Annotated in this window: 21 protein-coding genes; all 21 read left to right on the top strand. The window is 40.2% G+C overall.

Annotation, left to right across the window (positions count from 1 at the left end; translation table 11 throughout):
* The first annotated feature begins 12 nt into the window (after window positions 1-12).
* Window positions 13-771: a ClpP family protease gene (locus HNQ41_RS00755; RefSeq protein WP_184662500.1), complete on the top strand. Its 759-nt coding sequence runs from the start codon at window positions 13-15 to the stop codon at window positions 769-771.
* Window positions 768-1,007 (top strand): YlzJ-like family protein, encoded by a 240-nt coding sequence (locus HNQ41_RS00750; RefSeq protein WP_184662499.1) that lies wholly within the window; start codon window positions 768-770, stop codon window positions 1,005-1,007. The genes HNQ41_RS00755 and HNQ41_RS00750 overlap by 4 nt, the downstream gene beginning before the upstream one ends.
* A gap of 158 nt (window positions 1,008-1,165) precedes the next feature.
* A complete protein-coding gene (locus HNQ41_RS00745; RefSeq protein ID WP_184662498.1) occupies window positions 1,166-3,541 on the top strand; it encodes a DNA translocase FtsK in 2,376 nt (791 codons plus the stop codon).
* Between the two features lie 119 nt (window positions 3,542-3,660).
* A complete protein-coding gene (locus HNQ41_RS00740) occupies window positions 3,661-4,218 on the top strand; it encodes a sigma-70 family RNA polymerase sigma factor (RefSeq protein ID WP_184662497.1) in 558 nt (185 codons plus the stop codon).
* Entirely contained in the window at window positions 4,202-5,188 is a 987-nt protein-coding gene (locus tag HNQ41_RS00735; RefSeq protein ID WP_184662496.1) for an anti-sigma factor, read from the top strand. Before HNQ41_RS00740 ends, HNQ41_RS00735 begins: the two co-directional genes overlap by 17 nt.
* A 461-nt stretch (window positions 5,189-5,649) precedes the next feature.
* Window positions 5,650-6,369, top strand: coding sequence for a GntR family transcriptional regulator (locus tag HNQ41_RS00730; RefSeq protein ID WP_184662495.1), 720 nt, complete (start codon window positions 5,650-5,652; stop codon window positions 6,367-6,369).
* A gap of 421 nt (window positions 6,370-6,790) precedes the next feature.
* A complete protein-coding gene (gene yfmF, locus HNQ41_RS00725) occupies window positions 6,791-8,077 on the top strand; it encodes an EF-P 5-aminopentanol modification-associated protein YfmF (RefSeq protein ID WP_246421443.1) in 1,287 nt (428 codons plus the stop codon).
* A 4-nt stretch (window positions 8,078-8,081) separates the two neighbouring features.
* Window positions 8,082-9,374 carry an EF-P 5-aminopentanol modification-associated protein YfmH gene (gene yfmH / locus HNQ41_RS00720; protein ID WP_184662494.1) on the top strand — a complete coding sequence of 431 codons (1,293 nt, stop codon included), beginning with the start codon at window positions 8,082-8,084 and terminating at the stop codon, window positions 9,372-9,374.
* Entirely contained in the window at window positions 9,371-10,123 is a 753-nt protein-coding gene (gene ymfI, locus HNQ41_RS00715; RefSeq protein ID WP_184662493.1) for an elongation factor P 5-aminopentanone reductase, read from the top strand. The genes yfmH and ymfI overlap by 4 nt, the downstream gene beginning before the upstream one ends.
* Window positions 10,124-10,204: 81 nt before the next feature.
* Window positions 10,205-10,453 (top strand): DUF3243 domain-containing protein, encoded by a 249-nt coding sequence (locus HNQ41_RS00710; protein WP_184662492.1) that lies wholly within the window; start codon window positions 10,205-10,207, stop codon window positions 10,451-10,453.
* 263 nt (window positions 10,454-10,716) lie between these two features.
* Window positions 10,717-11,490, top strand: coding sequence for a DUF3388 domain-containing protein (locus tag HNQ41_RS00705; protein WP_184662491.1), 774 nt, complete (start codon window positions 10,717-10,719; stop codon window positions 11,488-11,490).
* Window positions 11,491-11,506: 16 nt separating this feature from the next.
* Entirely contained in the window at window positions 11,507-12,445 is a 939-nt protein-coding gene (locus HNQ41_RS00700) for a helix-turn-helix domain-containing protein (RefSeq protein WP_184662490.1), read from the top strand.
* 252 nt (window positions 12,446-12,697) lie between these two features.
* Window positions 12,698-13,276 carry a CDP-diacylglycerol--glycerol-3-phosphate 3-phosphatidyltransferase gene (pgsA, locus tag HNQ41_RS00695; RefSeq protein WP_184662489.1) on the top strand — a complete coding sequence of 193 codons (579 nt, stop codon included), beginning with the start codon at window positions 12,698-12,700 and terminating at the stop codon, window positions 13,274-13,276.
* A gap of 25 nt (window positions 13,277-13,301) precedes the next feature.
* Window positions 13,302-14,546 carry a competence/damage-inducible protein A gene (locus HNQ41_RS00690; protein WP_184662488.1) on the top strand — a complete coding sequence of 415 codons (1,245 nt, stop codon included), beginning with the start codon at window positions 13,302-13,304 and terminating at the stop codon, window positions 14,544-14,546.
* Between the two features lie 3 nt (window positions 14,547-14,549).
* On the top strand, window positions 14,550-16,124 hold the full coding sequence (locus HNQ41_RS00685) for a DEAD/DEAH box helicase (protein ID WP_184662487.1): 1,575 nt from the start codon (window positions 14,550-14,552) through the stop codon (window positions 16,122-16,124).
* Between the two features lie 303 nt (window positions 16,125-16,427).
* A complete protein-coding gene (gene recA / locus HNQ41_RS00680; protein WP_184662486.1) occupies window positions 16,428-17,477 on the top strand; it encodes a recombinase RecA in 1,050 nt (349 codons plus the stop codon).
* 313 nt (window positions 17,478-17,790) lie between these two features.
* Window positions 17,791-19,356 carry a ribonuclease Y gene (gene rny / locus HNQ41_RS00675; protein ID WP_184662485.1) on the top strand — a complete coding sequence of 522 codons (1,566 nt, stop codon included), beginning with the start codon at window positions 17,791-17,793 and terminating at the stop codon, window positions 19,354-19,356.
* Between the two features lie 94 nt (window positions 19,357-19,450).
* Window positions 19,451-20,245, top strand: a complete 795-nt coding sequence (locus HNQ41_RS00670) for a TIGR00282 family metallophosphoesterase (protein ID WP_184662484.1) — start codon at window positions 19,451-19,453, stop codon at window positions 20,243-20,245.
* 184 nt (window positions 20,246-20,429) lie between these two features.
* Window positions 20,430-20,690, top strand: coding sequence for a stage V sporulation protein S (locus HNQ41_RS00665; RefSeq protein ID WP_184662483.1), 261 nt, complete (start codon window positions 20,430-20,432; stop codon window positions 20,688-20,690).
* Between the two features lie 428 nt (window positions 20,691-21,118).
* A complete protein-coding gene (locus HNQ41_RS00660; RefSeq protein WP_184662482.1) occupies window positions 21,119-22,879 on the top strand; it encodes a 2-oxoacid:acceptor oxidoreductase subunit alpha in 1,761 nt (586 codons plus the stop codon).
* Window positions 22,866-23,732 carry a 2-oxoacid:ferredoxin oxidoreductase subunit beta gene (locus HNQ41_RS00655; RefSeq protein WP_184662481.1) on the top strand — a complete coding sequence of 289 codons (867 nt, stop codon included), beginning with the start codon at window positions 22,866-22,868 and terminating at the stop codon, window positions 23,730-23,732. Before HNQ41_RS00660 ends, HNQ41_RS00655 begins: the two co-directional genes overlap by 14 nt.
* Window positions 23,733-23,971: the final 239 nt, after the last annotated feature.

The following is a 23,971-nucleotide window of genomic DNA, read 5'->3' as shown; positions in this document are numbered from 1 at the left end:
TGTGTCAATCGTATGAGCGATCGACAAGAAACGGCGCCAAACCAAGATGGAAATAAACAAAACGATAAAAGTGATGGCATTTTAAATAAAATTCAGCAATTGGGACAAACGAACGTGCCACAAATGGAACAATCAAATTTACACTGTATTACGATTATCGGTCAAATCGAAGGACATACCCAGCTTCCACCCCAAAATAAAACGACGAAATATGAACATATCATTCCACAACTTGTTGCAGCAGAACAAAATCCAAAGGTTGAAGGGCTCATGATCATACTAAATACAGTCGGTGGCGATGTAGAAGCAGGTTTAGCGATATCAGAAATGATTTCATCGCTTTCTAAGCCAACGGTGACCCTCGTTTTAGGTGGTGGACATTCAATCGGTGTTCCAATCGCTACATCGAGCGATTATAGCTACATTGCCGAAACAGCGACGATGACGATCCATCCAATTCGCTTAACGGGCTTAGTGATCGGTGTTCCGCAAACATTTGAATATATGGACAAAATGCAAGACCGAGTCATTCAATTTGTTACCCGGCATTCAACGGTGGAAGAAGAAAAATTCAAAGAACTGATGTTTTCAAAAGGAAACTTAACAAGGGATATAGGTACAAATGTCGTTGGTGATGATGCTGTTAAATATGGGATCATTAACGAAGTTGGCGGAATTGGTTCTGCGATCAAAAAGCTTAATGAAATGATTGAAGAACGAAAAGAGCAAAATGGGGATGACCAATCAGGCTCTGAGGGTGTGATCCAATGATATTATATACGACACAACCTCAGGAACTCATTTTTCCGACAGATGACAAGGAGTTTGAAAAGCAACAGACGATACCATTTGGTGATGGACATTTAGTTGTCGAGCCTGACAGTGAGTCACTAGATCAGTATCGCGTTGTACGAGTGATCAGTTCTAATCCGAACGCTTACATGGATGAATCTCTAGCGCCAGGAGCAACATTGAGTGTTCGTGTTGATCTTGAAGGAAACTTATGATAAATTGACCACAATTTGCTGAAACGTTGATATCACTATGATATAATAAATAAAAGGTGAAACGAATGTTCGCATTCTTCAACTTATTCGAGCAGCCCCATGAGGCTGCTTGTTCCGTTTATTTCACTGTTTTTCGGCAAATTGAGGTGTATAGAGGTATGGGCAAGAAGAAAAAGCGTAAGCAAAAACGTAAAACGACGCTCAAGCGTTATTTAATGTTTGAACTGATTGGATTAGCATTACTCGTCGTATCAACAGTCACATTTGCTCGTTTAGGAGCTGTGGGGGAATCGATCGTACAATTATTTCGATTTTTTGTTGGTGACTGGCACGTTGTATTAACGGCTGTTGTGTTTTTCCTTTCTTTTTACTTAATGGTGAAGCGAGAGATCCCACCACTTTGGTCAAGAAGGCTCGCAGGGGTTTACCTATTATTTTTAAGTGTCATCTTATGGGGGCATATCAATTTATTCGATGACTTGTCCCGGTCTGGCACGTTTATTGATCCGTCAATTATTCGCAACACGTGGGAACTGTATATTTTGCAACTCCAAGGTGAAGTTGCAAGTGAATCTTTAGGGGGCGGAATGGTCGGTGCCATTGGCTATTCGTTCACACATTTTCTCTTTGATTCTGGAGGGACGATGGCGTTTTCAATTGCATTGATGATTACCTCAGGAATATTAATTACAAACCGGTCGTTTATTGATTTGTTCAGAAAGGCTGGAGAAAAACTCAAGCCCGCTTTTAAAAACAGAACAATTCAATCGTTGGCAACGCTCAAGGCGATCCCGGCTAAGCTCGTAGATCGGCTTAAAACCCGTCAACCGTCTACAGAGATTCATACGAACCAGTCGGACAATCAATCATATGAACCGGACATTGAGGAATCCCCAGAAGTGGTCATCGATGATATAGAAGAGCCGGTGATTTATGATTTTTCAAAAAAAGCTTATCAAGAGACAGAAAATCAGCAATTACAAGAACAAGAAAATCAATCACAAGATTCGGATCAGCCTGCTTCTAATTCTGAAAATGAATCGCCAACGTTAAGTGAAGGTGAGAGCTTAATCGTTCCTGAAGCAGAGAATGTGGCCTATGAATTACCGACTTTAGATTTACTTACACATCCGACACAAACGAATCAACAACAGGAGCATCAAGTTGTTTCTCGTAATGCTCGAAAGTTAGAAAAAACGCTTGAAAGTTTTGGTGTTCACGCACGCGTGTCGAAAGTTCATTTAGGTCCAGCTGTGACGAAGTACGAAGTGTATCCAAACACCGGGGTGAAGGTTAGTAAAATTGTGAACCTATCTGATGATTTAGCGCTTGCTTTAGCTGCAAAGGACATCAGAATGGAAGCACCGATCCCAGGTAAATCAGCGATCGGAATTGAAGTGCCTAACCAAGAGGTAGCGATGGTGACACTTCGTGAAGTATTGGAAGCGAGTGATCTTACCCAATCTGACAACCGATTGTGCATTGGTTTAGGACGAGATATTTCAGGTGAGGCGGTTGTGGCTGAATTAAATAAAATGCCCCATTTACTCGTAGCTGGGGCAACAGGAAGCGGGAAAAGTGTTTGTATTAACGGCATCATATGTAGCATTTTAATGCGCAGCAAGCCTCATGAAGTGAAACTGATGATGATTGACCCAAAAATGGTTGAATTAAATGTCTATAATGGCGTTCCACACTTGTTATCGCCTGTTGTTACTGACCCTAAAAAAGCAGCGCAAGCGTTGAAGCGAGTGGTTAGTGAAATGGAACGTCGTTATGAATTGTTCGCTGATTCGGGCACACGAAATATAGAAGGATACAATGTATATGTCCAGAAAGAAAATGACAAACGTGCTGATGATGATGAGAAAAAGCAGGAACTTCCGTACATCGTCGTGATCGTTGACGAGTTGGCGGACTTAATGATGGTCGCCTCTTCAGAAGTCGAAGATGCGATCACACGTCTTGCGCAAATGGCGCGTGCAGCGGGCATTCATTTAATCATTGCAACGCAACGACCTTCTGTCGATGTTATTACAGGTGTCATAAAGGCGAATATTCCATCGCGAATTGCCTTTGGCGTCTCAAGCCAAACGGATTCACGAACCATTCTTGATGGTAATGGCGCAGAAAAGCTACTCGGAAAAGGGGACATGCTCTACTTACCTGTAGGTGCATCGAAACCGACGCGTATTCAAGGCGCGTTTCTATCAGACGAAGAAGTCGAACGAGTCGTCGATGCTGTTGTTGCGCAACAAAAAGCTCAGTATGCTGAAGAGATGATTCCATCTGATGAGGAACCTTCAAATAAAGATGATGTTGACGATGATTTATATGATGATGCGGTTCAACTTGTCATTTCCATGCAAACAGCATCCGTATCGATGCTGCAACGTAGGTTTCGGGTTGGGTACGCGCGGGCTGCCCGTTTGATCGATGAAATGGAAGCACGCGGCATCGTTGGGCCGTACGGGGGAAGCAAACCCCGTGACGTGCTCGTATCCCAGCAAGAACAAGAAGAAGAAACGAGCTAAAATTATTAGGCCTTAGAGACGACCTCTCTAAGGCTTTCTTACTTTACTCATAAAAATTTAAAATGAGGTGTAACATTTTCGATCTTTTTACGTTATAAGGGTGAAAGGAGGACCGAAGCTTGAAAAATACGAGGAAACAACAAATTGAAGACATTTATAAACAGCATGCCAAGTCGCTTTATCAGTACTTGTATCAGCTTTCAGGGTCCTCCACAACAGGAGAAGACCTCGTACAAGAAACCTTTTACAAAGCGACGATTTCGTTATCATTTTATCATGACCACGAGATTCGGAGTTGGCTTTTTAAAGTTGCTAGGCATGCTTATCTAGATGAATGGCGAAAAAGAAAGCGGTGGGACTGGGTTCCTTTTATTGAAACGATTCATAAAGGAAGGGATATGTTGAGTCCATATGAAGAGCCAGAGGGCTATGTAACGAGTCTTGAGAGCGAAACTGAACTCACTGGTCTTTTAAAACAATTAAAAGAAACGTATAGAACGATTCTTCATTTGCGAGAAAAAGAAGGTCTCACGTATAAGGAAATAGCGACGATCCTCGAAATGAATGAAAATCAAGTGAAAGTTACGCTACACAGGGCGCGAAACAGGTTACACGTCTTGGCGAAAAGACAGCACATACATGAAAGGGATGAAAATGAAGATGGAAGCATGGAATGACAAAAAAGAAAAAAAGGTTTTGCGGCGCTATCGGTTCATGTTGACACTAAAGATTATTCGTGTCGCGCTTATGATTCTATTTCTTTTCGCGATGTATATGTTAGTTCTTTCAATTGCCTATGATAAAACGTCAAAAGGTGAAAAGCTAGTTGCTTATTCGAACCTCGCACTTGATTGGAGTTATCCAGGGATTACAGGTTATCATCACAGGTTACAGTCCGCAGAGATTTCACCGTTTTTTACGCAGGAGACCTCGGTCCAGATGTACCGAAGAATCGGTAACGAAGATGTCCATGTTGGTGAGTTAGAGGTCAATAAACCTTTTTTTACGAATTTAACTTCTGTACGCGCACAACATGAACGAGAGAATGATCAACCACAATTTCGCTTTTATCTTCCTGATAACCCTGAGACAGGTGATGATTTAGACGCGGGTAGTCACTTTGGCGTATGGGAGACGTTAGAAAAAGTTCATGAAGGAACCGTAGCAGACCTTGCTTTTTCCACCGATGAATTTCTTTCACCAGAAGACATGTTTGTTCTTTTGGAAGACTATGATCTCGATGTTACTTGGATGCCCCTCTACATGGGTGAGCTTGATACGTTTTCTGAAGGTTGGTCAGGAGGAAGCAATGAAATGACTGTGGAACCGTGGGGATTAACACATGGAAGAGAGTACGACAGTGATTACCGTATATCGTCAAGTATAGACCTTAATGAAGATTATGTTCAGGAAAATCAAGACATGATACTGGAGAATATGAACCGTCTCTATGATGAGGATAAGAAGTTAGCAGAAGCGGTTTTTCAAACGCAACATTTCAAAGAGCGTATTGATTATCTCGAGGAAAATGGATTTAACGTGTATGGAGCGGTTGTTACAGGTCCGACGAAGGAATTGTTAAAGTTACAAGAAGTTGAAGACATTCGCGGGGCTCAACTAGGTGAAGTAACATATTGGAACTGGTAACGACGTTCGACTGCTGTTCGTTAAAGGGAGGTGGCTTTCTTTATTTGTTTTTATTATCGAATGAATTTCATCATGCCGTTTTATGAGCTACAAAACGAATAATATCTATTAATTTTTATTTCATATACGGATCATAAAAGGTGGCTGAAACGAAAGACGGCGACTCCAAGAGGATAGAGCGCAGTCTGAAGATCCACTTATGTGAGCCTGCCTCGCATAAGTTAACTGAAGATAAGCCCTCGGGAAAGCGTCCGTCTGAAGTGGAGGCTCCATTCATTATTCGTTCGGATTTCAATATCTTATTTTGAAAGGTGACATTTATTCTATCTGAAATAGTGTGTCAATTCTTGCAAAAAATATGAAAAATTGAGTGAATATTGTAGGCGAACCTTTGAAAAAATGGTACATTAATAGGGAGTTCATGTAAGCGGTTGTGCTATTGAAATGCAGGAGGGTATACGATGATTAAAACCGATCAACGTCCACTATACTTACAAGTGATCGATAAGATGAAGCAAGATATTGAAGAAGGGATTTATGAAGCTGGGGAAAGGTTACCATCTGAATTTGTGCTTTCAAAAAGGTTAGGTGTGAGTCGGGCTACATTAAGAGAAGCGCTTCGTATGCTCGAAGATGAAAGCGTTATTATACGTAGGCACGGTGTCGGAACTTTTATTAATACGAAGCCGTTATTTAATGCAGGAATCGAACAATTATTTAGTGTAACTGATATGATCGAACAAGGCAACAAAGAAGCGGGAACGATGATTTTGTCCTCAGATATTCAAGAAGCGTCGTTAAAAGACCATCACCTTTTTAATGACGATCAATTCGATGATATCATTCACATTGAACGTGTGCGAACAGCGGATGGTGAGCCTGTTGTTTACTGTCTTGATAAAATGCCTCGTAATTATTTAAAAGATCTTAAATCGTTCGAAGAAGAATCGATTTTCACACAATTGGAACAGGCAGGGATAACGATCGCTTATGCACATACCCAAATTGAACCACTAGGTTACCATGAGCGTATTTCAGATATTTTACAATGCGAACCAGAGACTTCATTATTAATCTTAAAACAAATGCATTATGACGAGCGTGAACGTCCTATTCTATACTCAAAGAACTATTTTCGCGCCGATAAATTCAAGTTTAACGTTTTGCGGAAGCGTGTTTAAATGAAAGATACATGATTTCATAAAAAGGTTTGACGTCCAACATCTAGAAACCGAAACGTCGCACCTAACTGGAGAAGGTCGGTTGCTTTTAAGCACCGGCCTCTGCTTTTGAATAGGGTAAATGAACACATCTTCTTATTTGTTCTAGAATATAGATTCTGCTATTTTGGCCAAAAACATGTATGATTTGCCGTGGTTTTTGGGAATAACGAAACATAAGTCTATTGTCCTTAATCAAAATAACACATTTGTAATTAATGAAATTTCACAGGCGGTAGCGATTTCATATGAACCAATTTATCTCTATGTTTTGCAAAGTAGCTTGACTATTCGATACAATCAAAGTATTTCCATTAGAAGTTCATAAATTAAGAATGACACGGAATGCTAACAGCAGAGTAGGAAGAAGGAGGGAAATTCTTTGGAAGCGATCAATGAAAAAACTTTTCAAATTGGACCTTTAAATGTTCACTTGGTTGAATCACAAACGTATAAAACGAACACGCTCGTTTTACATATGAAAGCTCCATTAAAACAAGAAACAGTCACGAAACGAGCGCTACTTCCATCAATTTTACAATCGGCAAGCGAGGATTATCCGAGTCGTCAGCAAGTGCGTTCCGCATTAGACGAATTATACGGTGCAACTTTACAAGCGGATGTAGGAAAAAAAGGAGAAAACCAACTGATATCATTTCGGATGGATGTTGCAAATGAGAAATTTCTTAAAGCGGATACTCCGCTCCTAAAAGAAGCATTAAGCATGTTAGCATCGATTGTTCTCCGTCCTAAATTAGAAGATGGCGCTTTTGCTTCAGAGGTCGTCAATGCAGAGAAGCGTACGTTAAAGCAACGTCTTGCGTCTGTTTATGATGATAAAATGCGCTATGCAAACAAACGCTTAACGGAAGAAATGTGTGCAGAGGAACCGTATGGTCTATTCGTCTACGGGAAAGAAGAAGAGGTCGATGAGATCGACCCATCTTCATTATATGAATATTATAAGCAAGTATTAAAAAAGGATAAACTTGACTTATATGTTGTCGGAGATGTCGATGAAGATACCCTTAAAACGTTACTTTTGGAAACGATGACTTTTCCAGAGAGGGACAATAACAATCAGGAAACAGCTCAAGAACCGACAAAACCAGCGATTAAAGAACCAGGTCGTGAAGTGATTGAAGAACAAGATATTCAGCAAGGAAAACTTCATCTCGGCTATCGAACAAATGTCACCTACAGAGATGACAATTATTTTGCTTTGCAAGTCTTTAATGGTTTGTTTGGAGGCTCTTCACATTCGAAATTGTTCTTGAATGTTCGTGAGAAAGAAAGCCTTGCTTATTACGCGTCATCTCGTGTGGAAAGCCATAAAGGATTAATGATGGTCATGTCTGGTATTGAGCCAGCAAAATATGATCGAGCTGTAGATATCATTCATAAACAAATGGAAGATATGAAAAACGGTGAGTTTACCGATCAAGAATTAGATCAAACGAAAGCTGTTTTAAAAAATCAATTGCTAGAAACGATGGACGTCCCACGAGGGCTTGTCGAATTATCGTACCATAATGAACTTACAGGGGTCGATCGCCCATTACACAAGTGGTTTGAAGCGGTTGATAACGTAACGAAGGAAGACGTCACCCAAGTTGCTAATCAAATTGAGCTTGACACGATTTACTTCCTCAAAGGAAAGGAGGCATAAAACGGTGAAAACAAAACATTTCGATCAGCTAAATGAAACGCTTTATCATGAGCAGCTAGACAACGGACTTGAAGTTTACATTTTACCGAAAGAAGGCTTTCATAAAACATTCGCAACATTTACAACGAAATACGGTTCGATTGACCAACAGTTTATACCGCTAAAAGAAAAGGAAACGATCACGGTTCCAGATGGCATTGCCCACTTTCTTGAACACAAATTATTTGAAAGTGAAGAAGGCGATGTTTTCCAACAGTTTAGTCAACAAGGGGCCTCAGCGAATGCGTTTACAAGTTTTACAAGAACTGCATATTTATTCTCAAGTACTTCAAATGTACAAAAGAATGTGGAAACGTTGATCGACTTTGTGCAGGATCCTTACTTTACAGAGGAAAGTGTTGAAAAAGAAAAAGGAATCATTGAGCAAGAAATTAAAATGTACGACGATAACCCGGATTGGCGCCTTTATTTTGGGTTAATTTCGAGTTTGTATGAGAAGCATCCTGTACGTAATGATATTGCCGGAACCGTCGATTCAATTTACGAAATCACAAAAGATGCATTATATACTTGCTATGAAACATTTTATCACCCGAGCAATATGGTCCTATTCATTGTCGGAAATGTTGATGCCGAAGAGATGATGACCTTTGTACGTGAAAATCAATCTCAAAAATCTTTTGCGCCTCCTGAAGAGATTGAACGTTTTTACGAAGCAGAGCCGCAAGAAGTTAACCGCAAAGAACATGTCGTCAATATGAATATCAATACGAGCAAATGTCTCGTCGGTTTTAAAGATAAAGATCCGACATTGCAAGGTGAAAAGCTGCTAAAGCATGAATTATCACTAAGTATTGCTTTAGAATTGATGTTTGGCTTAAGCTCTGACAATTATCAATCCCTTTATAAAGAAGGGCTTATTGATGGCAGTTTTTCGTTTGACTATTCTGGTGAGTACGGTTTCGGTTTTTCAGTCATTGGTGGCGATACAGATGATCCAGATACATTAGCAGAACGTATTCAGACGATGGTATCTGACTTCACCTCTAAACCGATGGATGCCTATGCGGATGCACTCGAAGCAACGCGAAAGAAAAAGATTGGGTCATTTTTACGGTCTTTAAACAGCCCAGAGTTTATTGCTAACCAATTTACCCGTTACCGATTCAATGACATGGATTTGTTTGATTGCATCCCGGTACTTGAAGGACTTAGCTTAGAAGATGTTCAAGAAGCGGTACATGATCATTTTGATACCAAAACACAAATGACTACTTGTATGGTGAAGCCGAAATGACGCTTGATGACGCCAAGAAATCTAAAAAAAAAGCCTTAATAACAGGGGCTAGTGGTGGTATTGGCACGCATGTTGCGGAGCGGTTTGCAAGAGAAGGTTACGACCTTCTTTTACAGTATTGCTCGAACGAAAAAGCAATAAAGTCATTGTGCGAAAAACTTGAAGCGCAATTTGAAATTCAGGTAACGGCTTTGCAAGCGGATTTTAGTGATCCTACTTCTGTTGATGAGTTTTGCACCAATATCAATGGACCGTTGGAAGTCATTGTTCATACGAGTGGTACAGCACCTTTTGGTTTACTCACTGATATGGCCGATGAAGATATTGACCGTCATATGGAAATTGGTTTGAAAGCACCAATCAAAGTGACGAAACGATTACTTCCAAAAATGATTGAACAAAAAAGTGGTTCAGTTATTGTGATCTCTTCAATTTGGGGGCAAACCGGTTCCTCGTGCGAAGTCGTTTATTCAGCAATTAACGGAAGTTTAAATACATTTTGTAAAGCTTTAGCTAAAGAGGTTGCGCCCTCAGGAATACGAGTAAATGCCATTGCACCAGGTGTTGTTGATACACCTATGATGGGTGACTTCGCCCGTGAAGACCGTGAGGAAATTGAAGAAGATATTCCATTAGGACGGTTTGCTCAACCTAAAGAAGTTGCAAATGTTGTATATTTTCTTGCGTCTAAGGAGTCCTCATATGTAACCGGACAAATCATTCCTGTAAATGGTGCTTGGTATTGCTGAACCGTTTTCTACTCATATTTGTATATCTCCCTTGGTGACGGGGAAAATAACCGTGAACCTTAGATAAGGGAGGGACATTTCATGTCTGTATTAGATAATTGGGAAGAGTGGAAAGGTTTCTTAGGAGATCGTTTAAACAAAGCTGAAGGTGATGGGATGGATCAAAATGCCATTTCTGAAATGGCTTATGAGGTTGGCGAATATTTGGCCAATGAAGTTGATCCTAAAAACGAACAAGAACGTGTTCTTTCAGACCTTTGGCACGTTGCCTCTGAAGAAGAACAACATGCAATTGCCAATATGATGATTAAACTTGTTCAAGGGAAATAGTGGAAAGTGCTGCGTTAAATCCGCAGCACTTTTTTTGAAAAACATGCGCGTGTATAAATTTGGCATAAGCGTCTGTCAAATGAGAAACGGTTGGGTCTAAGGTTTCACCTACTGTTCGACATTTCTGGTAATAAGCATCGACTTTTATAAAATCCAACCTCCAGTTTGTTAAACCTCTTTCATTACAGTGTAAAATCCATTATGATTGTAAGAGAGTGACGTTTCACCTCTCATATGAATAGATGGGATGAAGGAGCGCGGCTATGGAACAAAAAGAATGGTACCTTGAATATCAAATTCATGAAAACCGCCCTGGGCTACTCGGGGAGATCGCTTCCCTTCTTGGAATGTTATCGATAAATATCATCATGATTAATGGTGTTGAAAACGACCGACGAGGAATGCTGATCAGAACGGAAGATGAAGAGCGTTTATTACGACTTCGTACGATTCTGAATACGATGGATAATATTTCAGTTACGAAATTGCGTGAGCCGAAATTGCGGGACCGATTAGCTGTAAGGCACGGGCGTTATATTGAACGTGATAGTGATGAAAAGAAAATTTTTCGCTTTCTTCGTAGTGATTTAGGTTTACTTGTTGATTTCATTGCAGAGTTAATGAAAAAAGATGGCCATCGTCTCATCGGTGTTCGTGGAATGCCCAGAGTAGGAAAAACAGAATCGATCGTTGCTGCAAGTGTATGTGCAAACAAAAGGTGGGTTTTTCTTTCATCGACATTGCTTAAACAAACAGTACGTAGTCAATTAGCAGGTGATGAGATGTCAGATGATCATGTTTTTATTATCGATGGGATCGTTTCAACATTAAGAGCGTCGGAGAAACATCGCATGCTTTTAAGTGATATGTTACGATTGCCGACGACAAAAGTGATAGAGCATCCAGATATCTTCATTCGAGAAACAGAGTATACGCTCGATGACTTTCATTGTATCATTGAATTACGCAACGAAGAGGGAGAAGAGATTACATATGATATTGTCGAACCCGGTTTTTCCTCTTTCGATATTAGTTAGTTGGTAGGTGTTAGGATTGTCAGAATTAGGACAACGATTAAAAGCAGCAAGGGAAGAGAAACAATATTCTTATGAGCAGTTACAGAGTGTGACAAAAATTCAAAAACGATACCTTGAAGCGATTGAAGAAGGGGATTTCGATCGCTTACCTGGAGATTTTTATGCCCGTGCTTTTGTGAAAAATTATGCAGAAGCCGTCGGTTTAGACCCAGACGAGCTATTTGATGAATATGCAAACGAGCTACCAAAGCCGAAAGGTGACACTGTCGATATTCCGCCGCGGTCGTCGAGGAAATCGGAGCTCGTGTCGAACAGAAAGTCTCGATTTACATCTTTCATCCCATCATTGATTGTTATTGTCTTTATCGTTGCGATTTTTGTCGGAATATGGTTTTTTGTGCAAGATAATGATGGTGATACGGGTGTACCAAATGATGAACAACAAGGTGGCATTGACGTCGAAGGCGGAGATGACGAGCTACCTTACGAAGATGAATTAGAAGGTGATGAAGGCGTAACGGATGAAGCGGAAGCTGCTGAAAGTGAAGACAGTACAGATGAACAATTAACTGAAGGTCGTGAAGAAGAAGAGAAAGAAGAGGAAGAAGAGCGTGAAGAAGAAGCAGAACAGACACCGGTGTTAGAATTCGACGAAACAGAAGGAATTAACTCGTATTTTGATTTAATCGGTGCTGAAGACTTCGATGTAGAGATTAGATTCACTGGCCGTAGTTGGTTGCAAATCGAAGATGAAACTGGAACAGTCCACGAAGTAGGCGAATTTGATGAAGGTGAGGAATTAAGCTTTGATTTCGTTGATCAAGAAGAGATCACTTTTAACCTTGGGAGTGCATTGACGACGGATATCAAGATTAATGGTGAAGAGCTTGATTACCAGATTGATGACACAAGGCAATTTGTGATTGTTCGAAACCTCCCAGATGAGACGCTTTAAACTTGAGGGTCAGGCTTATACATGTGAGTGTCTCGCACATTGTGACTGAGACAAAAACAATCACGTGTAGCCGACCCTTGTTTTTTTAAAGGATATTTCTATTCCTTAAAGGGATGTGTTACAATAGTATGCATGTTTTTATAATTGAGGAAAATATTCTCTTTTATGATTCATTGTGTGTCCTTTTAAGTTTTGTGGGCGTTTTAGCAGACCGTAAATATATGTAGTTGTGCAGGTGTGAGGAGGATCACTGTGAACGTACCAAATCAAATCACTGTATCGCGAATGTTACTTATTCCAATATTCGTCGTCTTTTTGCTTGTGGACTTTTCTTTCGGGGATATCTCAATTGGCGAGCAAGTTTTACCTATAGAACATATCATAGCGACAGCGATCTTTATTGTTGCTTCTGCTACTGATTGGTTAGACGGCTATTATGCTAGGAAGTATCAACTTGTTACGAACTTAGGTAAATTTCTTGATCCACTTGCCGATAAGTTGTTGATTACAGCAGCGTTAGTTTCGCTTGTCGAATTAGGTTTATTTCCAGCTTGGGTCGTGATCTTGATTATTAGTCGTGAATTTGCTGTTACTGGACTCCGGCTTGTGGCCGCAACTGATGGTGAAGTGATCGCTGCCAGTAGCTTAGGGAAATGGAAAACAGTGACGCAAATCGTCGCTGCAATAGCAGTTATGTTACATAATATTCCTTTTCAATTCTTAGGGGTTCCATTTGCAGAAATGATGATTTATGTTGCCGCTTTTATGACAGTTTGGTCGGGGTGGGACTATTTTATTAAAAATAAACATATTCTTGCTAAATCTAAATAGCCGGTATTGAAAAAGGGGGAGTGCGATGAATACGGAAATTATCGCTGTCGGTTCTGAGTTGTTGCTTGGTCAAATCGCCAATACCAATGCTCAATACCTCTCACAACAGCTAGCGCACCTTGGTGTGGATGTTCATTATCATTCCGTTGTTGGTGATAATCCTCATCGTTTACGATACGTTTTTGACAATGCGTGTCAGCGAGCGGACCTCGTCATTTTAATGGGGGGTTTAGGACCGACGAAGGATGATCTAACAAAAGAAACGGTTGCATCAGTGATAGGGCGGAAGCTTGTTGAAGATGAGCAAACTTTACAATCAATCCACGAGCATTTTGCTCAACGCCAACAAACGATGACAGACAATAACCGTAAACAGGCACTTGTCATTGAAGGAGCCGATGTGTTTGCTAACCACCATGGGCTAGCTTGTGGAATGGCGGTTCATGAAGGGAAGAATCACATTCACCTTCTCCCAGGTCCGCCTCAAGAGTTGAAGCCGATGGTTGAGCAATATATGATTCCATATTTGCTTGAACAAAAATTTGCAGAAGAAGCGATTGTTTCGAGGGTTCTTCGATTTTTTGATATTGGGGAATCTCAACTCGTGGACCTTATTGATGAAGAACTCGAAGCACAGACAAATCCAACAATCGCCCCGCTCGCATCGGATGGTGAAGTCACTGTTCGCTTAACGGTAAAAAGTGCAGATAGCTCTGAACAAAAACGTTTATTGGATGAAACAGAAGAGAAGATTTTAAAGAAATTATCTCCTTATTTTTATGGATACGGTAACGATACGCTTGTTGAACGAGTCAAAGATTCACTACAAAAACAATCTTTGACACTTTCAGTTGCAGAAAGCTTAACAGGTGGAGCGTTTGCTAATATGTTGATGACTGTTCCGGGGGTATCAAATGTATTTGCAGGAAGTATTACAGCTTATACGAATCACATTAAAGAGCGTGTGTTAGGCGTTGCCCCGACGATCATCCAAAGTGATGGTGCAGTGAGTGAGTCATGTGCAAAAGCGATGGCTGAACAAGTGCGCGAATGTTTCCAAAGTGATGTAGGAATTAGCTTTACAGGCGTAGCTGGCCCTGAATCGCTAGAAGGAAAGATGCCAGGGACTGTTTATATAGGTGTCGCAAGTGAAAGTAGTTGTGAGTGTTATATGATAAACTTGGCAGGTAGTCGAGAGCAGATTCGTAAACGTGCAAGTAAATATGGTTTATACTACGTGTTGAAACAATTTGAAAAGGTGGAACGATAGACAATGAACTTTGAAGATTTTTCAATTTCAACAAATGTAAAAAAAGCAATTAAAGATATGGGGTTTGAAGCCCCTTCACCGATACAAGAAAAAGTGATTCCAGAGATCGCAGAAGGTCACGATGTCATCGGACAAGCTCAAACAGGGACAGGAAAGACGGCAGCTTTTGGCATTCCTCTTGTAGATAAAGTAACAAATGATAAGCATGTACAAGCAATTATTTTAACGCCTACCCGTGAGTTAGCGATTCAAGTATCAGGGGAATTGCAGAAGCTATCCCAACATATGAATGTCCGTACACTTCCAGTGTATGGAGGACAGTCGATTGGTCATCAAATTAAAGCGTTAAAGCGTGGTGTTGACATCGTTGTAGGTACACCAGGGCGTGTTCTTGACCATTTAAGACGAGGAACGTTAAAATTACAAAACGTTCATACGGTGATTATGGATGAAGCAGATGAGATGTTAGATATGGGCTTCATTGAAGATATCGAATCGATTCTAAAGCAAGTCAATCGTGACCGGCAAACACTTCTTTTCTCGGCAACAATGCCGTTCCCAATTCGAAAACTGTCGAATAAATATATGCAAAAACCAAAACATATTTCCATTAGCAAAGGTGAAGTAACAGCACCATCGATCAATCAAGTATATTATAAAGTCCTAGAAAAAAATAAACTGGATTCTCTTTGCCGTATTATTGATAGTGAACAAGTTGAATTAGGTATCGTTTTTTGCCGAACGAAAAAAGGGGTTGCAGAGCTTACAGAAGCCTTACAAGCTCGTGGATACATGGCAGATGGTTTGCACGGAGATTTAACGCAAACACAACGTGATCAAGTGATGAAGAAGTTTCGTGACACAACCGTTGAATTTCTTATTGCCACAGATGTTGCAGCTCGAGGCATCGATGTTCAAAACGTCAGCCACGTAATCAACTATGATATTCCACAAGACCCAGAAAGCTATGTACACCGAATCGGGCGTACTGGACGTGCAGGCAAAAAAGGTATGGCCTTAACCCTCGTGACACCGCGTGAGATGAAACACTTACGTTCGATCGAGTCAGAAATCGGCATGCAAATTCCTACACAAACGATTCCGACGATCGAAGAAGTCGTTGAAAAGCAACAAGCTACGTGGAAATATCAAGTGGCTAATACGATTGAATCGGACGTTGATTGGTCGATGTACGAACCAATGGCAGAAGAGCTTCTAAATGAGTATGAGGCAAAGGATGTTGTTGGTGCATTATTAATGACAGCATTTCAAGGGACGAGCAATATTGAAGATGACGGATATGACTTCGGGGAAACGGGTGCTGCCCAGGGTATGGTTCGCTTCTTCATTAATGTCGGACGTAATGTTGAGTTAACACCGAAAAAGTTAGCTCAAGAAGTTGCTCAACTCGTAGGGATTTCAGAGAAAAATGTTGGTAAAATTGATTTGTTCGAGAACTTTTCTTTTATCGAAGTACCAGAGGACGCTGCACCGTTCGTCTATGAAGGTTTACGTCATTCTAGACTAAACGGAGCACGTATCAATTTGGAACCAGCAAAGCCTCGTAAAAAACGATAGATAATAAAGTTCTAAAACTTTTAGATTGAAATGCCGTATCTCTTGCTTTATGATTACATTTTGTCACGTAAATAAGACGAAATGATAAGGCATGGGATACGGCTGTTTTATTTTGGCTGTTTTCTAAAAGATATCTCTTTTTAGAGAATTCGTTCACACTGGATTTGCGACGGCTTCAGCTTTTCTTGTAAAAACACGAATGAATGTTCGTAAATCTATTGGCAAAAAAGAAAAAACGAGATAAGATAGAGATAGTTGAATGACTTACACATCCCTAAAGGTTGCATATAAAGGAGAGATATTATGAGTGATCGGAAACAAGCTTTAGATATGGCTTTACGACAAATTGAGAAGCAATTTGGTAAAGGATCTATCATGAAAATGGGGGAACAAGCTGAACAAAGAGTGTCAACAATTTCAAGTGGTACACTTGCACTCGACATTGCTTTAGGTGTTGGTGGGTATCCGCGCGGTCGAATCATTGAAGTTTATGGACCAGAATCTTCTGGTAAGACGACCGTAGCTCTTCATGCATTAGCAGAAGTACAGCGTGAAGGTGGAACAGCTGCGTTTATCGATGCGGAACACGCTTTGGACCCTGTTTATGCGCAAGCGCTCGGCGTAGATATCGATGAACTACTATTGAGTCAGCCGGACACTGGTGAACAAGCGTTAGAAATCGCAGAAGCACTCGTTCGTAGTGGTGCTGTCGACATGATCGTCGTCGACTCGGTTGCTGCACTCGTGCCAAAAGCGGAGATTGAAGGGGAGATGGGCGACAGTCACGTCGGTTTACAAGCTCGCCTTATGTCTCAAGCACTTCGTAAACTATCAGGAGCTGTTAATAAATCAAAAACAATTGCGATGTTTATTAACCAAATCCGTGAAAAAGTAGGCGTCATGTTTGGTAACCCAGAGACGACACCAGGTGGACGAGCACTCAAGTTCTACTCTTCTGTTCGTTTAGAAGTTCGTCGTGCTGAAACGTTAAAACAAGGTAATGACATGATTGGAAACAAGACGAAATTAAAAATTGTTAAAAACAAGGTCGCGCCACCGTTTAAAACGGCTGAAGTTGACATTATGTACGGGGAAGGAATCTCTATGGAAGGCTCGGTCCTTGATATTGGTTCGTCGCTCGATATCGTTCAAAAAAGCGGTGCATGGTATTCATATAATGAAGAACGCCTAGGGCAAGGCCGAGAAAATGCAAAACAATTCTTGAAAGAAAATCCGGAAACAGCAAAAACGATTGCAATGAAAATTCGTGACTATCACGGATTGGATGAGGACCACCAATTACCTCCTGAAGCGGACGTAGATGAGGAAGAAGGTTTACCGGTAGATTCATAATAAATGTGATGTTTTCCTAGTCAATAAGGGCTTGCTCCGTTCTTTTCTATTGTAATGTTACAGAGGAAAAGACGGTGTCCAGCCCTTTTCGTCGTTGTAAATAAGCTCGTCAATCGAACGGTAAACGCATTACCAATGCTTGACATGCTAGAATTGCGACTATACAATTAGAAAGAATACTGCCTTTCACATACTCATACTGAACTAAACTGAACTGTACTGGATGTGCGATGAACCAGTGACAATTATTTTTCCAGAAACGAATGAAGACAAGCGTTATGAAAACGTAATAGCAAGAGGAGGTGAATGACGTATGGATAACCTGTTTGTTCAAATCCTCATTTTGCTATTCGCTGCAGCAATTGGTGTCGTCATCGGATATTTTGTAAGAAAATCCATCGCCGAAGCCAAAATTTCCAGTGCGGAACAATTAGCGAATCAAATTGTAGAAGATGCGAAGCGTGATGCAGAATCCAGTAAAAAAGAGGCTGTCCTTGAAGCCAAGGATGAGGCTCATAAAATCCGAATGGAAGCTGAACAGGATGTGCGTGAGCGCCGTAATGATGTTCAAAAGCAAGAGAATCGCTTAGTGCAAAAGGAAGAGGTCCTTGACCGTAAGAGTGAAACTTTAGATAAAAAGGAAGAATCACTTGAAAAACGAGAAGAGGACCTGGCGAAGAAACAAGAGCGAATTGACGAAATGGATAGCAAAGTGCAGGAATTACTGCAAAAACAACAAACGGAACTTGAACGTATCTCAGGGCTTTCTAAAGAGGAAGCTCGTGAAAAGATTATGAGTGCAGTTGATGAAGAATTAACTCATGAAAAAGCAGTGAAGATTAAAGAGTCAGTTAACGAAGTGAAAGAAGAAGCGGATAAAAAGGCAAAAGAAATTCTGTCTCTAGCTATGCAGCGTTGTGCTGCTGATCATGTGACAGAAACGACTGTATCCGTCGTTTCATTGCCAAACGATGAAATGAAAGGTCGAATTATCGGTCGTGAAGGTCGAAATATCCGTGCATTAGAAACATTAACTGGTATCGATTTGATTATCGATGATACGCCTGAAGCGGTCATTCTTTCAGGATTTGATCCAGTTCGACGTGAGATTGCCAAAACAGCTTTAGAAAAACTTGTCCAAGATGGTCGAATCCACCCTGCACGCATTGAAGAAATGGTAGATAAGTCTAGACGTGAAGTGGATGAGCTCATCCGTGAATACGGAGAACAAACGACCTTTGAAATGGGCATCCATAGCTTACATCCTGATTTAATTAAAATTCTAGGTCGCTTGAAATTCCGTACTAGTTATGGTCAAAATGTATTAAAGCATTCTATGGAAGTTGCTTACCTAGCAGGGTTAATGGCTTCTGAACTAGGAGAAGATGTCCAATTAGCACGTCGTGCCGGTTTATTACATGATATCGGGAAAGCGATAGACCATGAAGTTGAAGGAAGTCACGTTGAAATTGGCGTAGAACTAGCAAGCAAATATAAGGAACATCCAGTTGTTATTAACAGTATTGCTTCTCATCACGGTGACACAGAAGCGACGTCAGTGATTGCAACGCTCGTCGCTGCAGCAGATGCTTTATCCGCTGCTCGACCAGGAGCACGTCGTGAAACGTTAGAAACATACATCAAACGATTAGAGAAATTAGAAGAAATTTCTGAGTCTTTTGATGGCGTGGAGAAAACGTATGCGATTCAAGCTGGACGTGAAGTCCGTATTATGGTGAAACCTGATACGATTGAAGATGACGATTCTTATCGTTTAGCGCGAGATATTACGAAGAAGATTGAAGATGAACTCGATTATCCTGGTCATATCAAAGTCACGGTGATTCGTGAAACGAGGGCAGTTGAGTATGCAAAATAAAGTGGCTGCGGCCACTTTATTTTTATTGATTGCACGTATGATCAGGTGATAAAAAGGGAATATTATTAGAAGTTGTGAAGAGGAGTTTGAAGAAATGAAAATATTATTTATCGGAGATATCGTAGGTTCACCAGGTAGAAACGCATTTGCAGAATATATACCTAAGTTGAAAAGAAAATATCGTCCAGATCTTACAATCGTAAATGGGGAGAACGCAGCTGGTGGAAAGGGAATTACTGAAAAAATTTACCGTTCCTTACAACAGCAGGGTGCTGATGTTATCACATTAGGAAACCACACATGGGATAAACGGGAAATCTTTGATTTTATTGACAATGCTGATCATTTTATTCGCCCAGCGAATTTCCCTGATGAGTGTCCCGGTGTAGGAATGACCGAGTGGAAACAAGGATCACAATCTGTTGTTGTGATTAGTTTACAGGGACGTACGTTTATGCAAGCCATCGATTGTCCGTTTAAAAAAGCTGATGAATTAGTTGCAAAAGCAAAAAAGTTATCACCATACATATTTGTAGATTTTCATGCAGAAGCAACGAGTGAAAAGCAGGCGATGGGTTGGTATTTAGATGGTCGCGTTTCTGCGGTAGTAGGTACACATACACACGTTCCAACAGCAGATGAACGTGTATTACCAGGTGGAACGGCTTATTTAACGGATGCGGGTATGACTGGCCCTTATGACAGCATTCTAGGTGTCGAAAAAGAAGCGGTCATCAATAAATTCATCACAAGTTTACCTGCAAAATTTGAAGTGGCAACTGGTCGAGAACAAATAAATGGAGCACTTATTCAGTTAAACAAAAAAACAGGAGCAGCAGAATCGATTAAACGTGTGCAAATAAATGAAGATCGACCGTTTTTTGATTAAAGAAAAAAATCATATTTTTTTATGTTTTGAATATAGTCAAAATGAGGAATGGATACTGTAAGTCACCGTTTTAATGTCCAGTCAATGCACGGCCTTACATTGGAGGAGGAAACCTTCATATTTGCGAGATCCATTTTCTTGTCAAAATAGGCCACCAATTCAACACATAAGGAGGTTTCTAAAAGTGGAAGTATTAAAAGTTTCAGCAAAATCTAACCCTAATTCTGTCGCTGGCGCATTAGCAGGAGTGATTAGAGAACGAGGAGCAGCAGAAATTCAAGCGATCGGAGCAGGAGCATTGAATCAGTCGATTAAAGCAATCGCTATCGCGAGAGGATTTGTTGCACCGAGTGGGATCGATCTCATTTGTGTCCCCGCATTTACAGATATTCAAATTGACGGTGACGAGCGAACAGCAATTAAATTGATTGTTGAACCAAGATAGTAAAAGCTCGTAATCATCTTGCTTGCCGATTTTGGTGAGCAAGTTTTTTTTTGAGAAGTATGGTGAATTATGTTATAAATGAAGTGGTAATATTTTAAAAAATTTAGAAAAAACACAACCATCAAAAATTTTCGTACTTCCAAAGATTGTGAACGTTGTGTTACAATAATTACTAGATAAAGGTAATAAAACATATATGAAAGCGTTTTCTTTTCGTCTGTTAACTTTAGCTTCTAAGTTCATTGAGAGAACGCAAAAAAGTTAGCATGAAAAGTGAGGTGTTTTACTGGCAACCAACTGAATAATGTACAATATTGTAGAATTACGTCTACATATGACTCTATGAAAAAGGGTCTACAAAGGGTTTATAATTCACAACGTTTAACGACGTAACAAATTGATGACAGTCAAATGAAAGGGTGGAACTCATGATCAAACAACTTTCATGGAAAGTTGGTGGACAGCAAGGGGAAGGGATTGAAAGTACTGGTGAAATCTTTTCCATGGCATTAAATCGTCAAGGTTATTATTTATACGGTTATCGACATTTTTCTTCTAGAATTAAAGGGGGACATACGAACAATAAAGTTCGTATTAGTACAGAACCTGTTAATGCAATTTCTGACAACTTAGATGTTCTCGTTGCCTTTGATCAAGAAACCATCGATCTTAATCATCATGAATTAAAGCAAAACGGTGTAATTATAGCAGATGAAAAATTTAAACCTGTTAAACCAGAAGATTGTAATGGCTCGCTAATTGTTATTCCATTTACAAAAATTGCGAACGATTTAGGGACATCCTTAATGAAAAATATGGTTGCCGTTGGCGCATCCAGTGCCCTTCTTGGTATTGACGAAGAATCATATAGAGGTGTTGTTGAAGAGATTTTCTCCCGTAAAGGTGAAGCAGTCGTTGAAAAAAACATTGAAGCAATAAGACAAGGGATTCAGTCTTTTCATGATCAAGCAGGAGAAACTGTCGGTGAGCAACTCTATCTAGAGAAGGCCGATGGGCAAAATCGTTTATTTATGATTGGAAATGATGCGATTGCTCTTGGTTGTGTTGCAGCAGGCGTTCGCTTTATGGCAGCATACCCAATTACCCCAGCATCAGAAATTATGGAATATTTAATTAAAAAACTTCCTGAGCTCGGAGGAACGGTCATACAAACTGAGGATGAAATAAGCGCTTGTACAATGTCAATTGGCTCAAACTATGCAGGTGTTCGGTCACTAACCGCTTCAGCCGGTCCTGGTTTATCTCTTATGATGGAATCGATAGGGTTAAGTGGAATGACAGAAACACCACTTGTTGTTGTTGATACTCAGCGTGGTGGACCTTCAACAGGCTTACCGACAAAACAAGAGCAGTCCGACTTAATGGCAGTCATTTATGGCACACACGGAGAAATTCCGAAAGTAGTCATGGCACCAAGTACTGTTGAAGAAGCCTTTTATGATACAGTAGAAGCTTTTAACATTGCTGAAGAGTATCAGTGTCCTGTCATTATCGTTACAGATCTAGCATTATCACTCGGTAAACAAACGGTCGAACCACTTGATTATAATCAAGTAGAAGTCCGTCGCGGTAAGTTTGACCCAGACCAAACGCTTCCACCGCTTGAAAAGAATGAATATTTTAAACGATACAAAGTAACGGAAGATGGGGTTTCAGAACGAGTGATTCCAGGTATGAAAAATGGCATCTTCCATGTTACTGGTGTTGAACATAATGAAGAAGGGAAGACATCAGAGTCACCGGTAAACCGACAACAACAAATGGATAAACGAATGCGAAAATTAGCGACTATTAATGACCATTTTGACAGACCTGTATGGAAAGATCGTCGTCATGAAGACGCAGATCTTCTCATCGTAGGAATCAATTCCACAAAAGGGACGATTCAAGAAGCGATCCCACGACTTGAAGAAGAGGGTCTAAAAGTGAACCATGCTCACGTACGGCTCGTTCACCCGTTTCCAGGTGAAGAATTACAAGCAGAAATGGAAAAAGCGAAAAAAGTTGTCGTCGTAGAAAACAATGCTACAGGTCAATTGACACAACTGATTAAAATGAACGTCAATGCTAATCACATTGAATCGGTCTTGAAGTATGACGGAAATCCGTTTATTCCTACGGAAATTTATAGCGAATGTAAGGAGCTGTTGGTTCATGGCCACGTTTAAAGATTTTCGCAATAATGTAAAACCAAATTGGTGTCCAGGGTGTGGGGACTTTTCGGTACAAGCTGCTATTCAACGTGCTTCAGCGAATGTAGGATTAGAACCTGAAGATCTAGGCTTAGTTTCAGGTATTGGTTGTTCAGGAAGAATTTCTGGATATATTAAGTCCTACGGTTTTCATAGTATACATGGTCGTTCACTTCCAGTTGCCCAAGGGGTAAAAATGGCAAACCGAGATTTAACGGTCATTGCTTCTGGTGGTGACGGTGATGGATTTGCAATCGGAACGGCACATACTGTTCATGCAATCCGTAGAAATATTGATGTCACATACATCGTCATGGATAACCAAATTTACGGGTTAACAAAAGGGCAAACTTCACCACGAAGTGAGGCGGGTTTTAAAACGAAAAGTACGCCGAATGGTTCCATCGAATCATCACTTAATATTATGGAAATGGCTTTATCTGCAGATGCAGGTTTTGTCGCACAAAGTTTTTCAAGTGACTTAAAAGAATTGACACAACTGATTGAGCAAGGGATTCAGCACAAAGGGTTTTCATTAATTAATGTTTTCAGTCCGTGTGTTACGTTCAACAAAGTCAATACGTACGATTGGTTTAAAGAAAACTTGACGAAACTGTCAGATATTGAAGGGTATGATCCAAATGATCGTACAGCTGCGATGAACACACTCATGGAATATAATGGCTTAGTATCAGGTTTAATTTATCAAAATAAAGAAAAACAAGCCTATGAAGATATGGTTGATGGTTTCTCTCAGGAACCACTTGTAAATCAACAACTGACACTGGATCAAGAATACTTTGACCAATTAGTTGCAGAATTTAAATAATATACGAATGTCATAAGAAAAGGCGCCGAAAACGGCGTCTTTTCTATTTTCATACTTTAATTTGATGATGAAATGTCGCTTTTTGAATTATTTAAGAATGAACAAGAAAATGCTTTCACATAAAAAAAATTATACCTTCTTTTCTTGGTAAACTTTTGTCCGTTACTTGTGTACAGTTCGTTTTACGGAAACACTTTTTCGTGCTAGAATTAGTTGAATTCGTAAAAAGAGGTGGAACT

This window comes from Texcoconibacillus texcoconensis, assembly GCF_014202575.1.
In the GTDB taxonomy this organism is placed as follows: Bacteria; Bacillota; Bacilli; order Bacillales; family Salisediminibacteriaceae; genus Texcoconibacillus; species Texcoconibacillus texcoconensis.
The sequence above is the reverse complement of the archived record's forward strand: the minus strand, read 5'-3'. Positions and strand labels throughout refer to the sequence as shown.